Annotated in this window: 16 protein-coding genes and 1 pseudogene; 3 read left to right on the top strand and 14 right to left on the bottom strand. The window is 71.7% G+C overall.

The features are described 5' to 3' along the window. Nucleotides 1-96: 96 nt before the first annotated feature. The 14 genes and pseudogenes from E1294_RS24130 to mraZ all read right to left on the bottom strand — a co-directional run bounded on the left by E1294_RS24130 (nucleotide 97) and on the right by mraZ (nucleotide 18,058). Entirely contained in the window at nucleotides 97-789 is a 693-nt protein-coding gene (locus tag E1294_RS24130; protein ID WP_132511768.1) for a YggS family pyridoxal phosphate-dependent enzyme, read from the bottom strand. A gap of 96 nt (nucleotides 790-885) precedes the next feature. Continuing rightward, on the bottom strand, nucleotides 886-2,418 hold the full coding sequence (gene ftsZ / locus E1294_RS24135) for a cell division protein FtsZ (protein ID WP_132511770.1): 1,533 nt from the start codon (nucleotides 2,416-2,418) through the stop codon (nucleotides 886-888). Nucleotides 2,419-2,754: 336 nt separating this feature from the next. Continuing rightward, the gene (locus tag E1294_RS24140) at nucleotides 2,755-3,423 is read right to left on the bottom strand and encodes a cell division protein FtsQ/DivIB (RefSeq protein WP_132511772.1); all 669 of its coding nucleotides are present in this window, start codon (nucleotides 3,421-3,423) and stop codon (nucleotides 2,755-2,757) included. Nucleotides 3,424-3,499: 76 nt separating this feature from the next. Beyond that, nucleotides 3,500-4,897: a UDP-N-acetylmuramate--L-alanine ligase gene (gene murC / locus E1294_RS24145; RefSeq protein ID WP_132511774.1), complete on the bottom strand. Its 1,398-nt coding sequence runs from the start codon at nucleotides 4,895-4,897 to the stop codon at nucleotides 3,500-3,502. After that, the gene (gene murG, locus E1294_RS24150; RefSeq protein WP_132511776.1) at nucleotides 4,894-5,973 is read right to left on the bottom strand and encodes an undecaprenyldiphospho-muramoylpentapeptide beta-N-acetylglucosaminyltransferase; all 1,080 of its coding nucleotides are present in this window, start codon (nucleotides 5,971-5,973) and stop codon (nucleotides 4,894-4,896) included. The genes murC and murG overlap by 4 nt, the downstream gene beginning before the upstream one ends. A gap of 12 nt (nucleotides 5,974-5,985) precedes the next feature. Further along, the gene (gene ftsW / locus E1294_RS24155) at nucleotides 5,986-7,245 is read right to left on the bottom strand and encodes a putative lipid II flippase FtsW (protein ID WP_181958547.1); all 1,260 of its coding nucleotides are present in this window, start codon (nucleotides 7,243-7,245) and stop codon (nucleotides 5,986-5,988) included. Beyond that, nucleotides 7,229-8,605 carry a UDP-N-acetylmuramoyl-L-alanine--D-glutamate ligase gene (gene murD / locus E1294_RS24160; RefSeq protein ID WP_132511778.1) on the bottom strand — a complete coding sequence of 459 codons (1,377 nt, stop codon included), beginning with the start codon at nucleotides 8,603-8,605 and terminating at the stop codon, nucleotides 7,229-7,231. Before murD ends, ftsW begins: the two co-directional genes overlap by 17 nt. Beyond that, nucleotides 8,605-9,663 (bottom strand): phospho-N-acetylmuramoyl-pentapeptide-transferase, encoded by a 1,059-nt coding sequence (mraY, locus tag E1294_RS24165; protein WP_132511780.1) that lies wholly within the window; start codon nucleotides 9,661-9,663, stop codon nucleotides 8,605-8,607. The genes murD and mraY overlap by 1 nt, the downstream gene beginning before the upstream one ends. A 718-nt stretch (nucleotides 9,664-10,381) precedes the next feature. Next, nucleotides 10,382-11,609, bottom strand: a pseudogene (locus tag E1294_RS24175) (UDP-N-acetylmuramoyl-tripeptide--D-alanyl-D-alanine ligase); the annotation flags it as partial. Beyond that, complete coding sequence (locus E1294_RS24180) at nucleotides 11,609-13,138, bottom strand: UDP-N-acetylmuramoyl-L-alanyl-D-glutamate--2,6-diaminopimelate ligase (protein ID WP_132511782.1); 1,530 nt, start codon at nucleotides 13,136-13,138, stop codon at nucleotides 11,609-11,611. The gene E1294_RS24180 and the pseudogene E1294_RS24175, both read right to left, overlap by 1 nt. A gap of 40 nt (nucleotides 13,139-13,178) precedes the next feature. Beyond that, nucleotides 13,179-14,909: a peptidoglycan D,D-transpeptidase FtsI family protein gene (locus E1294_RS24185; protein WP_132511812.1), complete on the bottom strand. Its 1,731-nt coding sequence runs from the start codon at nucleotides 14,907-14,909 to the stop codon at nucleotides 13,179-13,181. 1,004 nt (nucleotides 14,910-15,913) lie between these two features. Continuing rightward, nucleotides 15,914-16,453, bottom strand: coding sequence for a hypothetical protein (locus tag E1294_RS24190; protein ID WP_132511784.1), 540 nt, complete (start codon nucleotides 16,451-16,453; stop codon nucleotides 15,914-15,916). After that, nucleotides 16,443-17,408, bottom strand: a complete 966-nt coding sequence (rsmH, locus tag E1294_RS24195; RefSeq protein ID WP_132511786.1) for a 16S rRNA (cytosine(1402)-N(4))-methyltransferase RsmH — start codon at nucleotides 17,406-17,408, stop codon at nucleotides 16,443-16,445. The genes E1294_RS24190 and rsmH overlap by 11 nt, the downstream gene beginning before the upstream one ends. Nucleotides 17,409-17,626: 218 nt before the next feature. Beyond that, a complete protein-coding gene (gene mraZ, locus E1294_RS24200) occupies nucleotides 17,627-18,058 on the bottom strand; it encodes a division/cell wall cluster transcriptional repressor MraZ (protein ID WP_132511788.1) in 432 nt (143 codons plus the stop codon). Between the two features lie 423 nt (nucleotides 18,059-18,481). Here mraZ and E1294_RS24205 point away from each other — a divergent pair, with 423 nt between their 5' ends. From E1294_RS24205 to E1294_RS24215, 3 genes are read left to right on the top strand one after another with little or no spacing between them, the layout of a single operon-like run. Then, a complete protein-coding gene (locus tag E1294_RS24205; RefSeq protein WP_425465220.1) occupies nucleotides 18,482-19,504 on the top strand; it encodes an AAA family ATPase in 1,023 nt (340 codons plus the stop codon). Then, entirely contained in the window at nucleotides 19,501-20,763 is a 1,263-nt protein-coding gene (locus tag E1294_RS24210; protein WP_132511792.1) for a DUF58 domain-containing protein, read from the top strand. Before E1294_RS24205 ends, E1294_RS24210 begins: the two co-directional genes overlap by 4 nt. Beyond that, nucleotides 20,760-23,204 (top strand): transglutaminase TgpA family protein, encoded by a 2,445-nt coding sequence (locus E1294_RS24215; RefSeq protein WP_132511794.1) that lies wholly within the window; start codon nucleotides 20,760-20,762, stop codon nucleotides 23,202-23,204. Before E1294_RS24210 ends, E1294_RS24215 begins: the two co-directional genes overlap by 4 nt. Nucleotides 23,205-23,219: the final 15 nt, after the last annotated feature.

A 23,219-nucleotide genomic window follows, 5' to 3' on the forward strand; every position in this document is an offset into this window, starting at 1 on the left:
GTTTCCGGGTGCCGAGGCGGTAGGCGTACCCCCCTGGAGCTCACCGCTGATCGACCTCTACTCGGTCATGGTCCTGAAGACCCACTTGAGGGGACATTACCTGACGAAGGGCTTGCGACGACCGAGCAACGCCGTACCGATCCGCACGTGTGTCGCGCCGTAGGCGACGGCCTCGGTGAGGTCTTCGCTCATACCGGCCGAAACCATCGTCGCCCGTGGATGCTGCTCCTGTAGGCGGGTCGCCACCTCCCGCAACCCGGCGAACGCCTTGGCCGGCTCCTCCCCCAGCGGAGCCACCGCCATGACGCCGCCCAGCCACACGCCGTCGGCGAGCGCCACCTCGTCGGCGAGCGCGAGCACGTCGCCCGGGCGTGCGCCGCCCCTGGCCGGGTCGTCGTCGAGCGCGACCTGGAGCAGGCAGCCGATGGTGCGGCCCTGGCGCACCGCCTCCTTGCTGATCGCCTCCACCAGCCTGAGACGGTCGACGGAGTGGATCACGTCGGCGTACCCGACGACAGAGCGGACCTTGTTGGTCTGGAGCTGGCCCACGAAGTGCCACGTCAGCGGCAGATCGGCGAGCTCACGCGCCTTGGGGGCGGCCTCCTGGTCGCGGTTCTCCCCGACGTCGCGTACGCCCAGCTCGCACAGGATGCGGACGTCGTCGGCGGGTCTGGTCTTGGTGACGGCGATCAGCGTGACCTCGCCGCGATCGCGCCCGACGGCCCGGCAGGCCGCCCCGATGCGCGCCTCGACCTCGGCGAGCCCGGCCGCGATCTCGTCCCTTCTCACTGCCTCTTCCTCTCGTTCCCGATCCTGTGGCACGTCCGCCGTGAACACGACGGCGCCGCTCCCGTTTCCCTTCGGGGAGCGGCGTCAGGCGACCGGCTATTTGAGGAAGTCGGGGACGTCGAGCTCCTCCTCCTGCTCCTCGAAGACCACCCGCGGACGTTTGGCGGGCTCCGACATGCGGGAGGTGATGGGCGTGGGCGGGTTGGCGGGCTCCGGCGTCGGCCGGGGGATGGAGACAGGGCCGGACGGTTCGTCGGCGATGGCCTCCCCGGCGTCCTGCCCGGAGGTCGGCGCGGAGGCCTGCGCGGGCTCCACAGGGCGCACCGGCTCCGGACGGGGCTCGGGGCGCGGCTCCGGGGCCGGCTCGGCCCTGAAGTCGGAACGCGGCTCCGGCCTGAACTCGGCGCGCGGCTCGGGCCTGAACTCCGCGCGCGGCTCCTGCCGCGGCTCAGGGCGGAAGTCGGCACGCGGCTCTGGACGGGCCTCAGGACGGACATCGGCGCGCGGCTCGGCCCTGAAGTCCCCGCGCTGCTCCGAACGCTGCTCAGCACGCGGCTCAGGGCGCGCCGGAGGCGACTCGGACTTCACGCTGGGCGCCGAGACGCTCGGCCGGGTGGGAGACGACACCGGCGGCGCGGCGGGACGCCCCGCCGGACGGGCCGCCGGCTTGTCGGCCGCGGTCGGCACGTCGTCGAAACCCGCCGCGATCACCGTCACGCGCACCTCGTCGCCGAGGGCGTCGTCGATGACCGTGCCGAAGATGATGTTGGCGTCGGGCGCGGCCGCCATGGACACGAGCTGGGCGGCCTCGTTGATCTCGAACAGGCCCAGGTCGGAGCCGCCCGCGATGGACAGCAGCACGCCGTGGGCGCCGTCGATGCTGGCCTCCAGCAGCGGGCTGGAGACCGCCATCTCGGCCGCCGCCACCGAGCGGTCGTCGCCGCGGGCGTGGCCGATGCCCATGAGCGCCGAACCGGCACCCGACATGACCGACTTGACGTCGGCGAAGTCGAGGTTGATCAGACCAGGGGTGGTGATCAGGTCGGTGATGCCCTGCACACCGGAGAGCAGCACCTGGTCGGCCGCCTTGAACGCGTCGAGCACGCTCACCTGGCGGTCCGAGATGGACAGCAGCCGGTCGTTGGGGATCACGATGAGGGTGTCGACCTCGTCGCGCAGCGTCTCGATGCCGGCCTCGGCCTGCGAGGCCCTGCGCCGTCCCTCGAAGCTGAACGGCCTGGTCACGACGCCGATCGTCAGCGCGCCGAGCGACCTGGCGATGTTGGCCACGACGGGCGCGCCGCCGGTGCCCGTGCCACCGCCCTCGCCCGCCGTGACGAAGACCATGTCGGCCCCCTTGAGGACCTCCTCGATCTCCTCACGGTGGTCTTCGGCCGCCTTGCGCCCCACATCGGGGTTGGCGCCCGCGCCCAGTCCGCGCGTGAGCTCGCGGCCCACGTCGAGTTTCACATCGGCGTCACTCATCAGCAGCGCCTGGGCGTCGGTGTTTATCGCGATGAACTCGACGCCCTTGAGTCCCTCTTCGATCATCCGGTTGACGGCGTTCACTCCGCCGCCGCCGATGCCGACGACCTTGATGACCGCGAGGTAGTTCTGCGGTGCTGCCACGACGAGGGGCCTTTCCGCTCGTTGACTTGCCATTTCGGTGCGGATCGTCTCCGCTTTTTGTCAGTTCGGGTAACTCTCAACCTCAGGTTGAGATTTAGATTTATGTCAACCTGAGGATTGATACGGACAGTAGGAGTTACGCTCCAGGCGGGTCAACTAACCGCGCCGCAAGCACGTCCGGCGTGTCGCGGGCTGTCCGTTTCGCTCCGAAGTCACGCCTGGTCGGGGCCCTCCTCTGCCGAACGTCCGGTCTACAGGCTCTCACGTCGCGCCCCCCACCCCGCACAGGCTCGGCGATGCTCTTGCCGGGCGGTTGCCAGACCCTGACGATCACCGTCACTTCAGCGTCACCACGTCCGGGGAGCTCACGTCGTAGCGGGTGGCATCGCGCTCGCGCCGGAGCAGCGAGGTGAGGATGCGCCCCTTCTCCTTGGGCCGGTCGGCGCCACCCCAGATGACGGTACGCCCGTCGGACAGCACGAGGGTGACTCCCTCGGCCGTGCCCGCGCGCACCTCCTTGACCCTGACCGCCACCGACCCCGGCACCACCTGGATGACCTCGAGCGCCGCCATCAGCGCCGGATCGCCCTCGGCGGGGCGGTCCACCTTGATCTGTGGGAGCAGGGGCGGCACCGTCGTCTTGACCTCGATCACCACGCCCTGTTTGTCGACGACGGCCACCTGGTCACCCACGGGGACGGCCGCCACGGGCCTGCGCTCGACGACCTCGATCTTGAGCGTGCCCGGCCAGACGCGTTCGGCCTTCGCCCCGGCGAGCCGCCTGATGCCCCTGACGCGGGTCTCGACGCCCGCCAGGTCGACGGTGGCGAGAGGGTGGAGGTCGGCCACCCCGGCGCGCTGCTTGATCTCCTCGCCGGGCACTGTGACATTTCCCACGATCTCGATCGACCGCACGCCCAGCACGGGAGAGAAGAACACCAGCCACGCCGCCGTGCCCACCACTCCCGCCGTCAGCAGCACCAGGAACGCCGTCCGCGCCTTCATCGCCCTCCCCTGCATGTCGGGACAACCTACGCCGCCGGGTGGGTGAACACCGCACGCCACGCCCAACGGCGGCGGCTCAAGACAGGCGGGCGACGATCTGCGGGCCGAGCTCGGTGATGTCGCCCGCGCCCATGGTGAGCACGATGTCACCCGGCCTGGCTCGCTCGGCGATCATCCCGGGCACCGCCGCCCGGTCGGGCGCGTACGCCACCCGCTCGGCCGGCAGCGGCACCCGCCCCGCCACCATCGCGCCGGACACGCCGGGCTCGGGATCCTCGCGGGCGCCGTAGACGTCGAGCACGATGGCCTCGTCGGCCAGCCCGAGCGCCGCGCCGAACTCGTCGGCGAAGAAGCGGGTGCGCGAGTAGAGGTGTGGCTGGAAGACCGCGATGACCCGGCCGGTGCCGGAGTAGGAGGCGACCACGTCGCGTGCGGCGCGCAGGTCGGCGGTCAGCTCGGTCGGATGGTGGGCGTAACTGTCGAACACGGCGATGCCGCCGGCCTCGCCCTTGGCCTCGAAACGCCGCTTGGCCCCGGTGAAGGCCCCCAGGCCCTGCCTGATCTCCTCGAACGGCAGCCCCAGCTCGTCGGCCACGGCGATCGCCGCGGCCGCGTTGAGCGCGTTGTGCGCCCCGGGGACGGCCAGTCGCACGTCGCCTTTGCCCTCGATGGCGAACACGGTGCCGAACCCGTCGGGCGCGACCCCGGTGACGCGGTAGTCGTCACCCCGCAGGCCGTACGTCTTGACCCGCAACCCCCGCTCGCGCGCCCGGCCGGCCAGCTCGGCCGCCCCCGGGTCGTCCGCGCACACGATGAGCAGCGAGCCGACCCGGTCGGCGAACCTGGCGAAGCCGTCGTGCACCGCCCGTGGGTCGCCGTAGTTGTCGAGGTGATCGGCCTCGACATTGGTGACCACCGCGATGTCGGGCGCGAGCATGAGGAACGAGCCGTCGCTCTCGTCGGCCTCCGCCACGAACACCGTGCCCTGGCCGTCGTCGGCGCCGAGCCCGGTGGTGACGAGCTGGCCGCCCACGCAGTAGGACGGGTCGGCCCCGCACTTCTGCAGCGCCACGGTCAGCATCGAGGTGGTGGTGGTCTTGCCGTGGGTGCCCGCGATGGCCACGGCGGTGCGCCCTGCCATGACGCTGGCCAGCGCCGCGGCCCGCGGGATGATCCGCAGGCCCTGCTTGAGCGCCTCACCGAGCTCGGGGTTGGAGTCGCGGATGGCGGTCGAGACGACCACGGTGTCGACGTCTCTGATGTGGGAGGCGGCGTGCCCGATGTGCACCGTCGCGCCCAGCTCGCGTAGCTCGGTGATCAGCTCGGAGCTGCGCGCGTCGCTGCCCGACACAGGGACGCCCCGCTTGAGCAGGATGCGGGCGATGCCCGACATGCCCGCGCCGCCGATGCCGATGAAGTGCACCCGCCCCAGATCGTCGACGGCGACGGGATCGACCAGCTTCACGAGACTCATCGGGCTATCTCCAACACTTTCCTGGCAAGCATGAGATCGGCGTCCTTGCGCCCCAGCCGGGCGGCGGCCTCCGACATGACGGCGACCCGCTCGGGGTCGTGGAGCATCGGCAGCACGTTCTGGATGATCCAATCAGGGGTCAGGCCCGCGTCGTCGACCAGGATGCCGCCGCCGCCCTGGGCGATGCGCTCGGCGTTCATGCGCTGCTCGCCGTTGCCGTGCGGCAGCGGCACGTAGGCGGCGGGCAGCCCGACCGCGGTCAGCTCCGCGCACGTCAGCGCGCCACTGCGGCACAGCGCCACGTCGGCGGCGGCGTAGGCCAGGTCCATGCGGTCGAGGTAGGGCAGCAGCACGTATTGCGGATCGCCGGGCGGCGGCTCGTGCTCGACGGTGTTCTTCGGGCCGAGCACGTGGAGCACCTGCACGCCGGCCCGGCGCAGGACGGGCGCCGCGGCGAGCGCCGCGTCGTTGACCGACCTGGCCCCCTGCGATCCGCCGAACACCAGCAACGTCGGCCGGTCGTTCTCCAGCCCGAACCAGGAGCGCGCCTTGTCGCCCATGGACAGCCGGTCGAGGTTGACGATGTCGCGCCGCAGCGGCGTGCCGAGGTATTCGGCCCTGGGCAGCAGCTGCGCGTCGGGAAAGCCGGTGAACACGTGGTCGGTCAGCCTGGCGCCCAGCCGGTTGGCCAGGCCGGGGCGTGGATTGGCCTCGTGCACGACGATCGGCAGGCCGCGCCGCTTGGCCGCCAGATAGGCGGGGGTCGCCACATAGCCGCCGAAGCCGACGAGGATGTCGGCCTTGACCCGGTCGAGTATGGCGGCCGTGGCGTTGATGGCGCCGGCCAGCCTGCCCGGAACCGTCAGCAGGCTCGGAGTGATCGACCTGGGCAGGGGCACGGCCGGCACCAGCTCAAGCTCGTAGCCCCTGGCGGGCACGAGCCGCGTCTCCAAGCCGCGTTCCGTGCCCACGCAGGTGATGCCGACGCTGCGGTCAAGATGGCGCAGCGCGTCCGCAAGGGCAAGCGCGGGCTCGATGTGCCCGGCTGTCCCCCCTCCGGCGAGGACCACCCTCATCTCGGTCACTCCCTAACGTGTCACTCGGCCTTTGGTCATAGCCCCCAGGCCCAGCCAGCTTAGGGCCCGGGCGGCGGGCCCGGGGCCACGAGCCGCCAGGGCTTCACGCGCGCCGGGCTCGCGTTTGGCGAACGACAGCAGCATGCCGAGCGCGGCGAGCGTGGGCAGCAGCGACGATCCGCCGTACGAGACCAGGGGCAGGGGGATGCCCGTGATCGGCAGCACGCCGAGCACGGCACCCATGTTGACGGTGGCCTGGCCGACGATCCAGGCCACCATGGCGGCGGCGGCCAGCCTGATGAAGGAGTCGTGGACCCGCACGGCCACCCGCAGCCCGGCGTAGCCGAGCAGCCCGAACAGCGCCACCACCACGAGCGTGCCCATCAGCCCCAGCTCCTCGCCCAGGATGGCGAAGATGAAGTCGCTCTCGCCGTGCGGCAGCCAGCTCCACTTCTGCCGGCTGCTGCCCAGGCCGAGCCCGAACCAGCCGCCGGAGCCCATCGCGATCTGCCCCTGGACGGCCTGGTATCCGGCGCCCTGCGCGTCGGCCCACGGGTCGAGGAAGGAGCTGATGCGCGCCATCCGGTAGGGCTCCACCTTGATCATGATGAGGGCTGCCAGGACCGCCAGCGACAGGATGCCCCCGAACAGCTTGACCGGCGCCCCCACCACCCACAGCAGCGCCAGGAAGATCATGAAGAGCACGAGCGTGGTGCCCAGGTCGCTGCCCAGCATGACCATGACGGCCAGGATCGCCGTGCCGGGCATGAGCGGGATCAGCATCTGCCGCCACTCGATCTTGCCCTGCCGCGCCCGCCGGGCCAGCAGGTCGGCCCCCCACAACGCGAGCCCGAGCTTGGCGGGCTCGGACGGCTGGAGGGTGAACGGACCGATGTAGATCCACCGCTGCGCGCCCAGCTCCGACGAGCCGATGAACAGCACCATGACCAGCGCCAGGATGGACAGCGCCATCAGGGGATAGCCCGCCCAGCGGAAGAACTTCGTCGGCAGCCGCGAGCAGGCCCACATCACCGGCACGCCCACCGCGGCCGACAACGACTGCTTGATAAACCACGAGAACGGGCTGCCGGTCTTCTGCAACGCCTCGATGCTGGAGGCCGACAACACCATCATCAACCCGAGCGCCAGCAGCAGGGCACTGCACATGATGATCAGGTAGTAGGTGGTGAGTGGCTTGTCGAGCAGCTCCTTCAGCGAGCCGAGCTGCTCACGGGCCCAGTTGCCCGGCCCCTCCTCAGCGGTCGCGCTCACGTCGCAGCCTCAGCTCGCGTACGGCACGCGCGAAGGCCTCCCCCCTCGCTGGATAACCGGCGAACATGTCAAGGGAGGCCCCCGCCGGGGAGAGCAGCACGGTGTCCCCTGGCGAGGCCAGCCGCGCGGCTTCGGTGACGACTCTTTCCATCACCCCAGTGTCGCGATCGGCGATGTCCACTACGGGGACATCCGGGGCGTGTCGCGCGATGGCTTCGGCGATCGTGACCCGATCGGCGCCCAGCAGCACCGCGCCGCGCAGCCGTGGGGCCGCCTGACGCACCAGGTCGTCGACGTCGGCGCCCTTGAGCTGCCCGCCGGCCACCCACACGATCGACGAGTACGACGCCAGCGCCGCCGCGGCCGCGTGCGGGTTGGTCGCCTTGGAGTCGTCGATGTAGTCGACCTCGCCGACCCTGTCCACGTGTGACAGCCGGTGCGGATCGGGCACGAAGTCGCGCAGGCCCCTGGCCACGGCCTCGGACGGCACGCCGAGCGAACGCGCCAGGGCGGCGGCGGCCAGCGCGTTGGCGACGTTGTGCGGCGCGAAGGGCCGTACGTCGTCCAGCGTGGCCAGCTCTTCCGCGCCCTCCACCGGGTCGGTGACGAACGCCCGGTCCACCAGCAGATCCTCGACCACGCCGATCTCGCCCCGCTCGGGCACGCGCAGGGTGAACCCGACCGCGCCGGGATAGGGCGCGGCCAGCCTGGTCGCCTCGGGATCGTCGGCGTTGAAGATCACGGTGCCGGCGCGTTCGTAGACGCGGCCCTTGGCGGCGGTGTACTCCTCCATGGAGCCGTGCCAGTCGATGTGGTCGGGGGCCACGTTGAGCACGGCGGCCGCGTGCGGGGCCAGCGTACCCGACCAGTGGAGCTGGAAGCTGGACAGCTCGACGGCCAGCACGTCGTACGGCTCGGCGACCGCTCGCACGACGGGGACGCCCACGTTCCCGACCGCCACGGCCTTCTGCCCGGCCGCGAGCAGGATCGAGGTGAGCATGCGCACCGCCGTGGTCTTGCCGTTGGTGCCGGTCAGCGCCAGCCACGGGGCCGCCTGCGCCGGGCGCAGCCGCCAGGCCAGCTCCACCTCTCCCACGACCTCGACCCCGGCCGCGAGCGCGGCGGCGATCAGCGGGTGGTGCGGCGCCCAGCCCGTGGTGACGAGCCGGGTGACCCCCTCGGGCAGCACCATCTCCCCGAACCGGGTCTCGACGCCGAGCCTGGCCAGCTCGGCCGCCGCGGCGAGCTGCCGCTCCCCCTCAGCCGCCTCCACGACCACGACCCGCTCGCCGCGACCGGCCAGCACCCTGGCGACGGCCGTGCCGGAGACGCCCAGCCCGGCGACACAGGTGAGACTCATCACCTGGGCATCCATTCGACGTAGAAGAGCCCGAGACCGAGCGCCGCGCAGAGCATCGCGATCAGCCAGAACCGGACCACGATCGTGGTCTCCGCCCAGCCTTTCAGCTCGAAGTGGTGCTGCAGCGGCGCCATCCTGAACACCCGTTTGCCGGTCATCTTGAAGGAACCGACCTGAATGATCACCGACAGCGTGATGATCACGCACAGGCCGGCGAGAATGATCAGCAGCAGCTGGGTACGGGTGGCGATGGCCAGCCCGGCCAGCACGCCGCCCAGGGCCAGGGAGCCGGTGTCGCCCATGAAGATCCGGGCGGGCGGGGCGTTCCACCACAGGAAGCCGATGAGCGCCCCGAGCACGGCGGCGGCCACCACGGCCAGGTCGAGCGGATCTCGTACCCAGTAGCAGTTGGGGCCGAGCTGGTCGATGCAGTTGTTGCGCAGCTGCCAGTTGCCGATCAGCACGTACGCGCCGAGGACCACCCCGGTCGCGCCGCTGGCCAGGCCGTCGAGACCGTCGGTGAGGTTCACCGCGTTGGAGAATCCGACGATCATGATGAGCACCCATATGGTGAAGCCGACGATGCCGATCGACGGGCCGATGTCCCGCAGGAACGACACCCTGGTCTCGGCGGGGGTGATGCCGTAGACGTTCGGGTGGCGTACCACCAGGAACGCGAAGACGGCGCCGACGACGAGCTGGCCGAGGGCCTTCGCGCCGCTGCGCAGGCCCAGGCTGCGCTGCTTGTAGATCTTGATGAAGTCGTCGAGGAACCCGACCGCGCCGAGCCCCGTCATCAGGAACAGCACCAGCATGCCCGACACGGTCGGCGTCGAGAGCATGGCCAGGTGCGACGCGCCGTACGCGAGCAGGGCGGCCAGGACGATCACGGTGCCGCCCATGGTGGGGGTGCCTCGCTTGCTGTGGTGTCCGCCCTGCTGCAGCTCCTCGCGGACCTCCTGGCCGTAACCGCGCCGCGAGAACAGCCGGATCGCCAGCGGGGTGCCCAGCATCGAGAGGATCAGGCCCACCGCACCGGCGACGATGATGTTGGTCACTGGGGGGCACCTCCGAGCACGAGCTCGGCCGTCCGCTCCAGACCCATCGCCCTGGGCCCTTTGATCAGCACCGCGTCACCCGGCCGCAGCCACCCCGCCAGCTCGGCGGCCGCCGCCTCGGCGTCGGGCACGTGCACGATCCGCGTCACGTGCTGCGGGCATGCCGCGTCACCGCCCGGGCCCACGGCCGACCCGCCCGGGACTCCGGCCGGAGCAGCGCCGGCGGGGGCACCGGCCGCGGGAGCCACCGGTGGACCGCCTGAGGGGGGACCGGCCGCCTGGACACCCTCGGCGGAGTGCCCGCCCGATGGCGGGGCAGACGCCTGCCACCCTTCGTGCGCTCCGGCCCCGTCAGGCCCATGCCATCCGTGTGCCGGGACACCCTGCGCGGGGGCGGGCCCCTGCCCTGCGGGCTGCGCTGCGCCCCCGCCGCGCCACTCCTGCGCAGCCTCACCCTGCGCGGGAGCCTGCCGGCTCTGAGGACCGATGACCGGGCCCGCGGCGATCTGCGGAAAAGTGATCGGACCGGCGCTCTGAGAGCTCAGGGTCCGCGGGCCGGTGACCGGCCCACCGGCACCCTGGGGACCAGCGGCCTGGGGGGCCATGACCTGCGGACCTGGAAGCGGACCTCCCGCGCCCTGCGGGCCAGGAGTCTGCGGGCCCGCAGCCTGCGGGCCGGGGTGCGGGGGCAGGGCGCGGGCCGTCGTGGCGGCTTGGGCGGCCGCGTGCGCGCCCTGGAGCACCGGCTCCGCGTCAGGGCCCGCCACGATCAGCCCGGCCAGCCCCGCGCCGCCGGCCAGCCGGCCGAGTTCGGCGTTGAGCGCCGGCCCGTCGTCGCCGAGCTCCCGCAGCGCCGCGATGACGGCGAACCGCCGCCGCCCGCGCCCCAGCACCTCGAACGCCTCGAACGCCGCCCGCATCGAATCGGGGTTGGCGTTGTACGCGTCGTTGACGACCGTCACCCCGTCGGCCCGGTCGGTGACCTCCATCCGCCACCGGCTGCGCGGCGTCGCCTCGGACAGCTCGGCGGCGATGGTGGCGACGGGCAGCCCGAGCTCGTATCCGGCCGCGGCGGCGGCGAGGGCGTTCTCGACCGCGTGCTCGCCGAACAGCTGGAGCGACACGTGCGCGCTTCCTGACGGAGTGCGCAGCGTGAAGGATGCGCGCCCGCGGGCGTCGAGCACGACGCCCTCCGCCCTGATGGCCGCGGACTCGCCCCGCCCGAAGTAGGTGACCCGGGCGTCGGTGCGCGTGGCCATCGAGCGGACCAGCGGGTCGTCGGCGTTGAGCACGGCCACTCCGGTGCGCGGAAGCGCCTCGACGAGTTCGCCCTTGGCCTTGGCGATGGCCTCCTTGCCGCCGAACACGCCCAGGTGCGCTGTGCCGACGTTGAGCACCACGCCGATCTGCGGCGGCGCGATGCGGGTCAGGTCTTTGATGTGGCCGATGTTTCTGGCGGCCAGTTCGAGGACCATGAACCGCGTGTCGGCGTCGGCCCGAAGCACGGTGAGCGGGTGGCCGAGCTCGTTGTTGAAGCTGCCGACGGGGGCGATGGCGGGCCCGATGCGGCCGGTGAGCCTGGCCAGCAGGTCTTTGGTGCCGGTCTTGCCCGCCGAGCCGGTCACGCCGATGACGGTGACCTTGGGCAGCGCGCGGACCTGGGCGGCGGCCAGCGCGGCCAGCGCGGCGGCGGCGTCCGGGACGATCACCGCGGGCGCCTCGACGGGCCTGGTGGCCAGGACGGCGACCGCTCCTGCCCTGATCGCCTGCTCGGCGTAGTCGTGACCGTCGACCCGCGCGCCCTTGAAGGCGACGAACAGGGATCCCGGTTCTACGGCCCGTGAGTCGATCACGACGGGCCCGCGCACCACGGAGCGGGGATCGGCCATGCCCGACAGGGCGCCCGAGGTTATCTCGGCGATCCTGGCCAGAGGCAACGGGATCATTAGTGCTTCCTGCTTTCCTTGCGTGCGTCGATCGCTCCGGCGACCACTTCGCGGTCGTCGAAGGGGATCACCTCGCCTGAAACGTACTGGCCCTGCTCGTGGCCCTTGCCGGCCACGACGATCACGTCGCCGCGCCCGGCCCGGGCGATCGCCAGGCCGATGGCGGCCGCGCGGTCGGGCTCAATGATCACATGAGCGCGGTCGTGCTGCGGAACGCGGAGCGCTCCCTCCATCATCGTCGCGAGGATGGCGAGCGGATCCTCCGAGCGAGGATTGTCGTTCGTGAAAATAGCCATATCTGCCAGCTGCGCGGCGATTTCCCCCATGATGGCTCGTTTGCCCTTGTCGCGGTCGCCGCCGCAACCGAGCACGATCGTCAGGGCGCCCGCCGTGACCGACCGCAGCGAGCGCAGCACCGATTCCACGGCGCCCGGCTTGTGGGAGTAGTCCACGAGCGCCTGGAAAGCGTCGTCAGCGCCCGTGATGCGCTGCATGCGCCCGGGAACTTCGGTGAGGGATCCGACGCCGTGCACGGCCGTCTGCAGCGGCACCCCGGCCTCGACCAGGGTCACGATGGCACCGAGCGCGTTGGCCACGTTGAACGGGCCCGGGAGCGCGATCTGCGCGTCGGCCTCGACCCCGCCGGGGCCCACCACCCGGAACGCGCTGCCGTCGGCGCCGAGCCTGGCGTCCATCACCCGCCACTCGGCCTCCTGATCGCCCTCCGCGGAGAACGTGGTCATCGGCACCTTCGCCAGGCCGAGCAGCTCACGCCCGTAGCGGTCGTCGATGTTGGTCACCCCGGCACGGCTGAGCTCGGGCTGGAACAACCGCGCCTTGGTCGCGAAGTAGTCGTCGAAGTCCTTGTGGAAGTCGAGGTGGTCCTGCGAGAGGTTGGTGAACAGGGCCACGTCGTAGAAGATGCCGTCGACCCGGCCGAGCGCGAGCGCGTGGCTGGAGACCTCCATCACGGCCGCGCCGACACCCTCCTCGCGCATCAAGGCGAACAGGCCGTGCAGATCGCAGGCCTCCGGCGTGGTGAGCGTGGGCTCGAAGTGCTCCTCGCCCACGTGGATCTCGACGCCGCCCACCAGGCCGGCCGTGTGCCCGGCCGCCCGCAGGCCGGCCTCCAGCATGAACGTGGTGGTGGACTTGCCGCTGGTGCCGGTGACGCCGAGGATCTGGACGTCGTGGGCCGGCTGGCCGTACACCCAGGAGGAGATCTGCCCCAGCAGGGCGCGCGGGTCGGGCACGATCAGCACGGGCAGCCCCGTCGCGACGGCCGCGTCGCGGCCAGCCCGGTCGGTGAGCACCGCGACGGCGCCGCGGGCCATCGCCTCGGCGGCGAAGTCGGCGCCGTGCACCCGGCTGCCGGACAGCGCGACGTAGAGATCTCCCCGCCGGACGGCGCGGGAGTCGATGGTGACGCCGGTCAGGGCCGCATGGGGCGACCGTGACGTGCCGGAATCGGCATCGATCATGGTCGCGAGCCCGGTCAGCGGGCGGGGCGGGCTGGTCGTGGGACGCATAGACGACGGGGGACGCACGGCGAGAGCGTACCTTCCCTGGTCACTGTCCCGCGCGCGTCCGCACCGGCGGCGCGGCGGAGCCTGTGGGAGGAATCTTCCTGCTCTTGATGGCGAACGTCATCACATCCTTGAACACGGGGGCCGCCAACTGCCCGCCGAAATGGCCGTTCTTCGGGTTCTGCAGGACGGAAAGCACCACGAGCCGGGGGTTGTCCGCGGGGCTGAACCCCACGAACGAGGCCGTGTAACCGTCATAACGGCCGAGCTCGGCATCATAGCGGTTCGCCGTGCCCGTCTTGCCCGCCACCCGGTAGCCGGGGATAGCCGCGAGTTGCCCGGTGCCCTCCTCGCCCACCGCACCCTCCAGCATGGCCGTGATCTCCTTCGCCGTCGTCTGGCTCACCACCCTGGTCTGCTTACCAGCAGGGGCGGGGACGAACCTGCCCGAAGGGTCGGTCGTGCCCGCGACGATCTGCGGGTCGATCTTGACGCCGCCGTTGGCGATGGTCTGGTAGACGCTGGCCATCTGCAGCGCGGTCACCGACACGCCCTGCCCGTAGGCGACCGTGCAACTCTGGCTGCCGGACCACTTCTTGTAGTCGGGCAGCAGGCCGGCCTCGGCGCTGGGCACGCCGCCAACCGGCCGCGTGCCGAACCCGAACGCCTTGAGCATCTCGTGCAGGGCCTCGCTGCCGACCTTTCGCGCGGCCATGATCGTGGCCACGTTGCTGGACTGCGCCATGGCCTGCCGGAACGTCATCGACTCCGTCTTGTGCGCGTGGGCGTCGCGCAGGATTTGGTCGGCGCACCGGATCCGGTCGGGCACCTCGAACACCGTGTCGGAGCGCACCACCCCGGCCTCCAGCGCGGCGGCGGCGGTGATCACCTTGTTGGTGCTGCCCGGTTCGAAGACGTCGGCGGCGGCCTTGTTGACGTAGCTGCTCGCCGGGGCCTTGCGCCAGTTGTCCAGGTCGAGCTCGGGAGCGTTGGCCATGGCGATGATCTGGGCGGTCCGCACGTCCATCACGATCACGGTGCCGCTCTCGGCGCCCGACTCGCGGACCTGCTCGCCGATCGACTTCTGGGCGGCCCACTGGATGTCGCGGTCGATGGTGAGCCGCACGTCACGGCCGTTCACGGGGGCGGTGCGCCGGCTGCTGGTCATGGGGATACGCAGGCCGTCACGGCCGGTCTCGACGCGCATCTCGCCGTCGCGGCCGGCCAGCAGCGAGTTTCTCGCCTGCTCCATGCCGCCCAGGCCCTCACCCTCGTCGCCCACGAACCCGATGAGGCTTCCCGCCAGGTCACCCGCCGGGTAGAGCCGGCGATAGGTGTTCTTCGCCGACAGCGCGGGCACGCGGGCCTGCAGCAGGCGGCTGGCCACGACGGGATCGACGCCCCTGGCCAGGAGCTGGTAGCGGGTGTCCGTCCTGGCCAGCTTGGCGGCGATGTCCTGCTGGTCCTTGCCCAGGTGCTTGGCCAGGACGGCGGCCACGTTGGCGCGCGCGGCGGTCGGCACCTTGGTCGGGTCGATCGACACGTCGCGCGCCTCGACGGTCACGGCCAGCTCGTGGCCGTTGACGTCGGTGATCGAGCCCCGCTTGGCGGGGATGTCCTCGGTGTGCTGGCGCTGGTCGGCCGCCGCGGCGGCGTACACCTTGGTGTCGAGCCCCTGCATCTGGATCAGCCGCCCGGCGAAGATCGACAGCACGAACGTCATGCCGATCAGGCCGATGTTGATGCGCCTGCGCGGGCTGCCCAGCCGCAACATCAGCGGCGGCCTGGGCGGACGCGGCGGCGTTGGGGGCCGGCGCGGCCCTCTGGGTGGCGGCACGTCCCCGCCGCGGCGCGCGGCCACCCGCTCGCGGCCGCCTCGCGCCTGCTCCGGTGCGGTGCCACCGGCCCGCGGCCTGGCTCCCCCCGCCTGGGTACGGCGCGGCGGCCCGTCCTCCTGCCGGCTGGTGCGCCGGGGATCGCCGGCGTCCGGCCGGGCCCCGGCGCGGGGCGGGCGCTGCGCCGCGTCGGGCGCCTCCCGGCGGTCGCCTCGGCCGCGCGAGCGCTCGTCGCGCCCTCTGAGCCGGTCGGCGGCATCGCGGCCCTGCGCGGGACGCCCTCTGGGACGCTCTCCCTCATCGCGCCCCGGCGTGGAACGCCCTCGGGGACGCTCCTCCTCCCGGCCCGGCACGGCCCGGCCGCGGGGACGCTCCCCCTCGTCCCGGCCTGGGGTGGGACGCCCTCTGGGCCCCTCATCACGACCCCGCGCGGCCTGGCCGCGGCGGCGATCGTTCTCCTCACGCCCCTGAGGCGCCCGCCCTCTCGGAACGTCACCACCGCGGCCGCGGGGAAGGCGGCCCCTCGGGCCGTCGCCGTCGCGTGACGCGCGGCTCCTCGGCGGGTCGCTTTCGTCCCGAGGCCGCCGGCGCGCGCCGGCATCGCCCGCGCTGCCCCGGCCCGAGTCACGACCGGAGCCCCGGCCCGAGTCACGGTCGGAGTCACCGGGGCGGCGTCCGCGCGGGGAGCCTGGCTCCTGCGGCGGGCGCTCCCTGCTCGCGTCGTCGCGCCCGAACGGCAGGTCGAACGGGTCGGGCTTGCGTGGCCGGCGGGGCGGCTCGTCCGGTGAGGCCGGGCGGCCCGTGCCCTCGGAACGGGCGGAGCCGCCTTGGCGTCCTCCCCGTCCCGGCCCTCCCGGCGTACGACGAGCGGCGCCTGGCCCTCCCTGAGAGCCGGCGCCGCCAGCGCCGCGGCCGGGTCCCTGCCCCCTGCCGCTGGAGTCCCTCACCGTTCCCTGTCCACCCGGCTGGCCCGGTCTCCTGCGCTGGTCCAGGCGTTGACGTCATCCCAGTCGGCCTGGTGGCCCTGCTTCTCGGCCATCTCGGCGATGACGTTGGGCTGCGTCTTGCGCTGGTATTCCTGGTTGATCTTCTCGTTCTCCTGGCGGGCCACGGCGATCTCCTCGCGCAGATTGGCGTCGGTGATCGCGTCCTTGGCCAGCATGGTGTTGAGCAGCAGCAGGCTCACCAGGCCACCGCAGAGCAGCCCGACCACGAGCAGCACGAACGGCGCGCGCTGCCGGCGCGCGGGCCGCCGTCGCGGTATGGGGCGGCCGGGGCCGGTCTCCGCGCGGGAGCCGTCGGCGAGCCGCTTGACCTCGGGACGCACGCGGCCGGTGACCGCCCCCGCGCCTCCGGCGTGGGGGCGTGCGTCAGGACGGGGCCGCGGCTTGGACTGGTGCTGCGCTCCGGACCGGCGCGTGCCCGTCTTGGGCACGGCGCGGCGGACGGGCGCACCCCGGCCGAACTCCTGCTCAGTCGTCAACACGGATCCTCTCTGCCGCCCGTAGCCGGGCCGAGGCCGCCCGCGGGTTGCGGGCGAGCTCTTCTTCGCTTGGGAGCTCTGCTCCCCTCGTCAGCAGGCGGAACCTCGGCTGGTGCGCCGGCAGCGGGACCGGCAGCCCTGGTGGGCTGGTGTCCTTGGTTCGCGCCGCGAGGGCCTGCTTGGTGAGCCGGTCCTCGAGTGAGTGGTAGGAGAGCACGACGACTCGCCCACCGAGCGCCAGCGCGCCGAGGGCCGCGGGAAGCGCCGCCTCCAGGGCGGACAGCTCCGCGTTCACCTCGATGCGCAGCGCTTGGAAAGTCCTCTTGGCGGGGTTTCCCCCGGTACGCCGGGTCGCGGCGGGGATCGCCTCTCGGACGATGTCCGCCAGCCGCTTCGTCGAGGTTATTGCCTCTTTGGCCCGTTCTCTGATGATCAGCCCCGCGACACGCGGGGCGAATCGTTCTTCGCCGTAGTCACGCAGGATGCGAATCAGCTCGTCCGCGGCGTAGGTGTTGACCACCTGCTCCGCCGTCAGCTCCTGCTCGGTGTCCATCCGCATGTCGAGCGGCGCGTCGTAGGCGTAGGCGAACCCGCGCTCGGCCTCGTCGAGCTGCGGCGAGGAGACCCCCAGGTCGAACAGCGCTCCGTCGACCGTGGCGCGCCCGGCGCGGGCGAGCACCTCGGCCAGGTCGGCGGAGGACGCATGGACCAGGGTCGTCCTGTCGGCGTAAGGGCTCAGCCTGCGGGTCGAGTGTTCGATCGCGAAAGGGTCGCGGTCGATCGCGATCAGATGGAGGGAGGGAAAGCGGGCGAGCAGGGCCTCCGAGTGCCCACCGAGGCCGAGGTTGGCGTCGACGACCGCCGGCGCGGGACCGGACAGCGCGGGACCGAGCAGTTCCAGAACGCGCTCGAGCATCACCGGAACGTGACCGCCCGTGCCGACGTCGTTCTGCATCTCCAACCCCCCTCTCGCGCCCTGCTCGCGGATGACGCGTATCGATCGTCTCGCCGGTCTTCCTGGGTCCCCACCCGGCGCCGCCCGGCCAGGTCCCCATCCGCACCCTCTTCGTGGACGCCTGTCATCTGACACCGGGGAAGGTGCATCAGCTGGCAGACAGTGGTTGCGGGTGGAGACCTCGCCGAACGACATCACCGACGGATCGACCGTGGTCACTACAAGATCCCTGGCAGCACCTCCTCCGACAGATCGGCGAACGCCTGCTCCTGCGCGCTGAGATAGGTTTCCCAGGCCTGCGCGTCCCAGATCTCCAGCCGGGTGTTGGCCCCGATGACAACGCAGTCACGCTCCAGCCCCGCGTACTGGCGGAGGCTCTGCGGGATCGTGATGCGCCCTTGTTTGTCTGGTTTCTCGTCGGACGCGCTGGCGAAGAAGACGCGGCTGTAGTCACGCACCGCCTTGGCGGTGACCGGGGCGGTGCTGAGAGCCTCGGTTATGCGCTGGAACTCCTCCACGGGAAAGACGTAGAGGCATCGCTCCTGGCCTTTGGTGATCACAAGACCCTCCGCCAGCTCCTCACGGTACTTAGCCGGCAGGAACAGCCGTCCCTTGTCGTCCAGACGCGGTTGATGGGTGCCGAGGAACATCGGCCCCACCTCCCGTGCCTCGTGAAGCGCTCAGCGCTGGCGCACCGGGCCCTCCACTGCGCACCACCATACTCCACTTCTCCCCACCGTCAACTGATTCGAACCGTCTTCATCATCAGTTTCCCTTGCGTTACCGCAGGTCAGAGCGGTGGAGTGGGGTGGAGGGGGTGAGCGGCCGGTCAACCCTCATGGGCGTGTCGAGGGTTGAAAAGATCGTGGAATTAGGCGGTGGGCGCTTCACGAAGGCCGCAGTGGGGGAATGTGGGGCGGATCATGGTCCGCCCTGTCACTGGATTCGCACCCCTATGCCACAAGAACAGGAACATCGCCGAGGTTCGCTGGAATATCTACAAATGTCGCTCGCGAACCCACAGCGTCGTAGGGTCGTACACACAATGGAAAAGGAATGGCATGGCTCCCGCAATGGCACCAACGGGACAGCCGTCGCACTTCTCTCATGGAGGCCTGGTGGCAGTTACCCATGACGTCCCTCCCCAGCTCGACGAGCTGGTCTCCACCGCCCACCGGATTCGGCAGGCCATCGAATCGGTGATCGAGGGCAAGAGCGACGCCGTCCGCCTCACGCTGACCGTCCTGCTCGCCGAGGGGCACCTCCTCATCGAGGACGTGCCCGGGGTTGGCAAGACCATGCTGGCCAAGGCTCTCGCCCGGTCGATCGACTGCCCCGTGCGGCGCGTGCAGTTCACCCCCGACCTGCTGCCCAGTGACATCACCGGAGTGAGCGCGTACAACCAGCAGACCAGAGAGTTCGAGTTCAAGCCCGGGCCGGTGTTCGCCAACATCGTCGTGGGCGACGAGATCAACCGTGCCTCCCCCAAGACGCAGTCCGCGTTGCTGGAATGTATGGAGGAGCACCAGGTGACGGTGGACGGGGTGACGTACCAGCTGGATTCGCCGTTCATGGTGATGGCGACCCAGAACCCCATTGAGATGGAGGGCACCTACCCCCTGCCCGAGGCACAGCGTGACCGCTTCTCCGTGCGGATCGCGATGGGCTATCCGGAGCCGAGCGCCGAGTTGGAGATGCTCGACGTGCACGGCAGCGCCTCGCCGCTCGACAAGCTCGAACCGGTGGCGACGACCGCCGAGGTGCGGGCGCTCATCGAGGCCGTCCGCGGGGTCTACGTCTCCCAGGCGGTCAAGAAGTACGCCATCGACCTGGTGGTGGCCACCCGCCACTCCCCCGACCTGCGGCTGGGCGCCTCACCCCGGTCCACGCTCCAGCTCGTACGGGCCGCGCGTGCGCACGCGGCCCTGGCGGGCCGCGACTACGTCATCCCCGACGACGTGCAGGACTTGGCCATTCCCGTGCTCGCGCACCGGCTGCTGCCCAGCATCGAGGCGCAGGGACAACGCCGGCTGCCCGAACAGGTGGTGGCCGATCTGCTCAGGCGCGTACCGGTGCCCGAGTCGCGAGCGTCGTGAGAGCCGGGCTGCAGGCGCTGACCTCCAGAGGCAGATCGTTCCTCGCCTCGGGGATCGCGGCGCTACTGATGGCCGTGCTCCTGGGCGAGAACGACCTGTTCAGGATCGGGGTGCTGGTGACCACGCTGCCGCTGCTGGCCGCGCTCGTGGCGGCGCGCACGCGCTACCGCCTGAGCTGCGCCAGGCGGCTGGATCCGTCAAGGGCTGAGGTGGGCGGCGAGGCCACCGTCACCCTGCGGCTGGAGAACGTCACCAGGCTGCCCACCGGTCTGCTGCTCATCGAGGACACCGTTCCCTACGCCCTCGGCGTGCGACCCCGGTTCGTGCTGGACCGGGTGGAGTCGCGGGGCGTACGCGAGATCGACTACCGGGTGCGCTCCGACCTGCGCGGCCGCTACACGATCGGCCCGCTGTCGATCCGCATCGCCGACCCGTTCGGCCTGGTCGAGCTGACCCGCTCGTTCACCATCAGCGACACGCTGGTGGTGACGCCGCACGTCGCGGCGCTGCCGCACGTACGGCTGTCGGGCGAATGGACGGGCGGCGGCGACAGCCGCACCAGGAGCGTGGCGGCGGCCGGCGACGACGACGTGGCGCCGCGCGAGTACCGGCAGGGCGACGACCTGCGGCGGGTGCACTGGCGCTCGACCGCCCGCCGCGGCGAGCTGATGGTGCGCCGCGAGGAGCAGCAGTGGCAGAGCCGCGGCGCGCTCCTGCTCGACACCCGCAGGCACGCCCACCGCGGCGAGGGCCCGCGCTCGTCGTTCGAGGTGGCGGTCTCGGCCGCGGCCTCGATCGGCGTGCACCTCGCCCGTGAGGGGCTCGGCCTGCGGCTGGTGACCGACCAGGGCGCCGAGCACCTGACCGACACGGGCCTGAGCTGGTCGCTGCTCGACACCCTCGCCATGGTACGGCACAGCCCCGCCCGCTCGCTCGAGATGGGCGTCTCCGCCCTGCGCCAGGGCGGCGGCGACGGGCTGATCGTGGCCGTGCTCGGCTCGATGGACGCGGAGGAGGCGAGGGAACTGGCCAGGCTGAGACACAGCGGCATCACCGGAGTGGCGGTCCTGCTCGACGTGGCGACCTGGGACGACGGCGACCGGAAGGCCGCTGAGGACCTGGAGGCGGTGCAGACCGTCCTGGCCGGGTACGGCTGGCGCATCGTACGGCTGCCCGCGGGCACCTCGATCGCCTCCATCTGGCAGGACGCCGCCAACCACGGCAGGTACGCGGTCGGCCCGGCAGGAGGTGCGGCATGAGGCTCACCGGCGCCTCCGGCGTGGCCGTGTTCACCGCGGCGATCCTGCTCTACCCGCTCTTCCAGGGCGGCGCCTGGTTCTGGGCGTCGCTCGGCGCCGTGCTCGCGGTGATGATCGCGGGCCTGCTCACCAGCCGCCTGTCGTGGCCCGCGTGGGCGGCTCCGCTGGTCGCGCTGGCCGCGACGTGGATCTATCTGACCGTGACCTTCGCCTCGTCCAAGGCGTGGGCTCTGGTGGTGCCGACGAAGGGGTCGGTCGCGGAGCTGGCCCGGCTGCTGGGCGTCGGCTGGGCCGACATCCAGCGGTTCGCCGCCCCCGTACCGGAGACCGACGGCATCACGCTCCTGACCGCGGGTGGCGTGGCCCTCATCGCGATCACCGTGGACCTGCTGGCAGCGCGGCTGCGGCGGGCGGCGCTGGCCGGGCTGCCGCTGCTGGCGCTGGCCACGGTGCCGGCCACGATCTTGGCCGAGCCGATCAGCTGGCCCGCGTTCATCGTCGCCGCGCTCGGGTTCATCAGCCTGCTGATCGCCGACGGGCGCGAGCGGGTGGGGCACTGGGGCCGGGCCGTGCTGGTGCGGCGGACCACCCGCGCCGCGCAGTCTCGTGACGGCGCCCGTTCCACGGCCGACACCAGCGGCCTGCGCCTGTCCGGCAAACGCATCGGGTTCGCCGCGATCGCGCTGGCCGTGCTGGTGCCGGCCGCGCTGCCGGCGATGGAGCCCGTGTCGTTCTTCACCTTCGGCGTGGGCGGCAACGGGTCGGGACGGGGCAACTCGATCAGCATCCCCAATCCGATCGCGAACCTGAAGGGCCAGCTGGAGCTGCCCGAGCGGCGGGTGGTCCTCACCTACAGCAACAACGACGACCAGGCCAGGTATCTGCGGATCTACTCGCTCGACAGGTTCGACGGCCAGCAGTTCGGCATGACCGAGCCGAAGGGCGCGCCGCAGAACAGGACGGACAACGGCCCGCTGCCCGATCCACCCGGGCTCAGCCGGAGGCCGAAGGTCAACAACGTGATCACGAACGTCCAGATCAGTGACGAGATCGCCCGGCTGTCGTTCCTGCCGCTGCCGTACCCGGCCCGGCAGATCCGGGTGGACGGCGACTGGCGGGCCGACGTCGACACGCTCATGGTCTTCTCCACCCGTGACGAGGCCGCCGGCCTGGAGTACGAGGTGGCGACGAGCGAGCCGGAGCCGACGCCGGACCTGCTCGACTCGCTCGACGGGGAGCAGCCGAGGGTCGGCGACCGGTATCTGGCGCTGCCGGACAACCTGCCGCCCGAGATCGCCGCGCTGGCCGAGCGGGTCACCCGTGACGCCTCGACCACCTACGATGCGGCGGTGAAGCTGCAGCGCTTCTTCACCACGGACGGCGGTTTCACCTACAACCTGCGCACGCAGGGGCACGGCAACTCGGCGCTGCGGGACTTCCTGCTGCGTGACCGGGCGGGCTACTGCGAGCAGTTCGCCGCGTCCATGGCGGTGATGGCGAGGCTGGTGGGCATCCCGTCGCGGGTGGCGATCGGCTACACGGGCGGCATGAAGATCGGCGATCGGTGGACGGTCGGCACGAACGACTCCCACTCCTGGCCCGAGCTGTACTTCGAGGGCGTGGGCTGGCTGCCGTTCGAGCCGACTCCTTCGGGATCGATCGGCCAGGGCAGCGCGCGCGTGCCGCCGTACTCGGTGCCCAGGCCGAGCACCACCACGGGCGGGGAGTCGACACCGTCGACGGGAGAGAGCAGCTCCCCGGCCGACGAGCCGCAGGACCCGCAGGCCCGGCGCAACGAGCGGCAGCTGGACCGGGAGGCCCAGGCCGCGACCGGCGGGCTGCCCCCTGACGACTCGATGCCGCTGATCGGCCAGCTCGGCATCGGTGCGGGCGCGCTGCTCGTGCTCCTGCTGATCCCCGCCGGCGTGCGGTTGGTCGCGCGAAGCAGACGCGTGCGCACGCTGAAGGGGAAGGCGCCCCAGCCGTCCGCGACGCCGGCGACGACGCCGGGGAGGACACCGCGCGAGCGTGGGGACACCGTCCCCTGGGTGACGGCCGTCTGGGCAGAGCTCGACGACGTGCTGTACGACTATGGGATGGTCCGCGAGGACAGCGAGACTCCGCGGGCGCTGGCCCGGCGGCTGACCCAGCAGTACGAGTTCGATGCCGACTCCGCGGCGGCCATCTCGGCCATCGCCTCGGCGGTCGAGCGTGTGTTGTACGCCAGGGAGCCGGGCCCGATCGCGCCCATGAGCAAGGACCTGCGCCAGGTGCGGCAGGCCCTGGCGGCCACGGTGTCACGCGGCAGGCGGATCAGGGCGGTGCTGCTGCCTCCGTCGACGCTGCGCCGGTTGCGGCGCATGGGCGAGGGCCTGCTTGACGGGTTCGACCTGCTGGAGAACATCAGGTTGCGGCGGACGGCGGCGCACAAGGGATCATGACCGCATGAGCCAGCG

This window comes from Nonomuraea diastatica (assembly GCF_004349015.1).
Lineage (GTDB): Bacteria > Actinomycetota > Actinomycetes > Streptosporangiales > Streptosporangiaceae > Nonomuraea > Nonomuraea diastatica.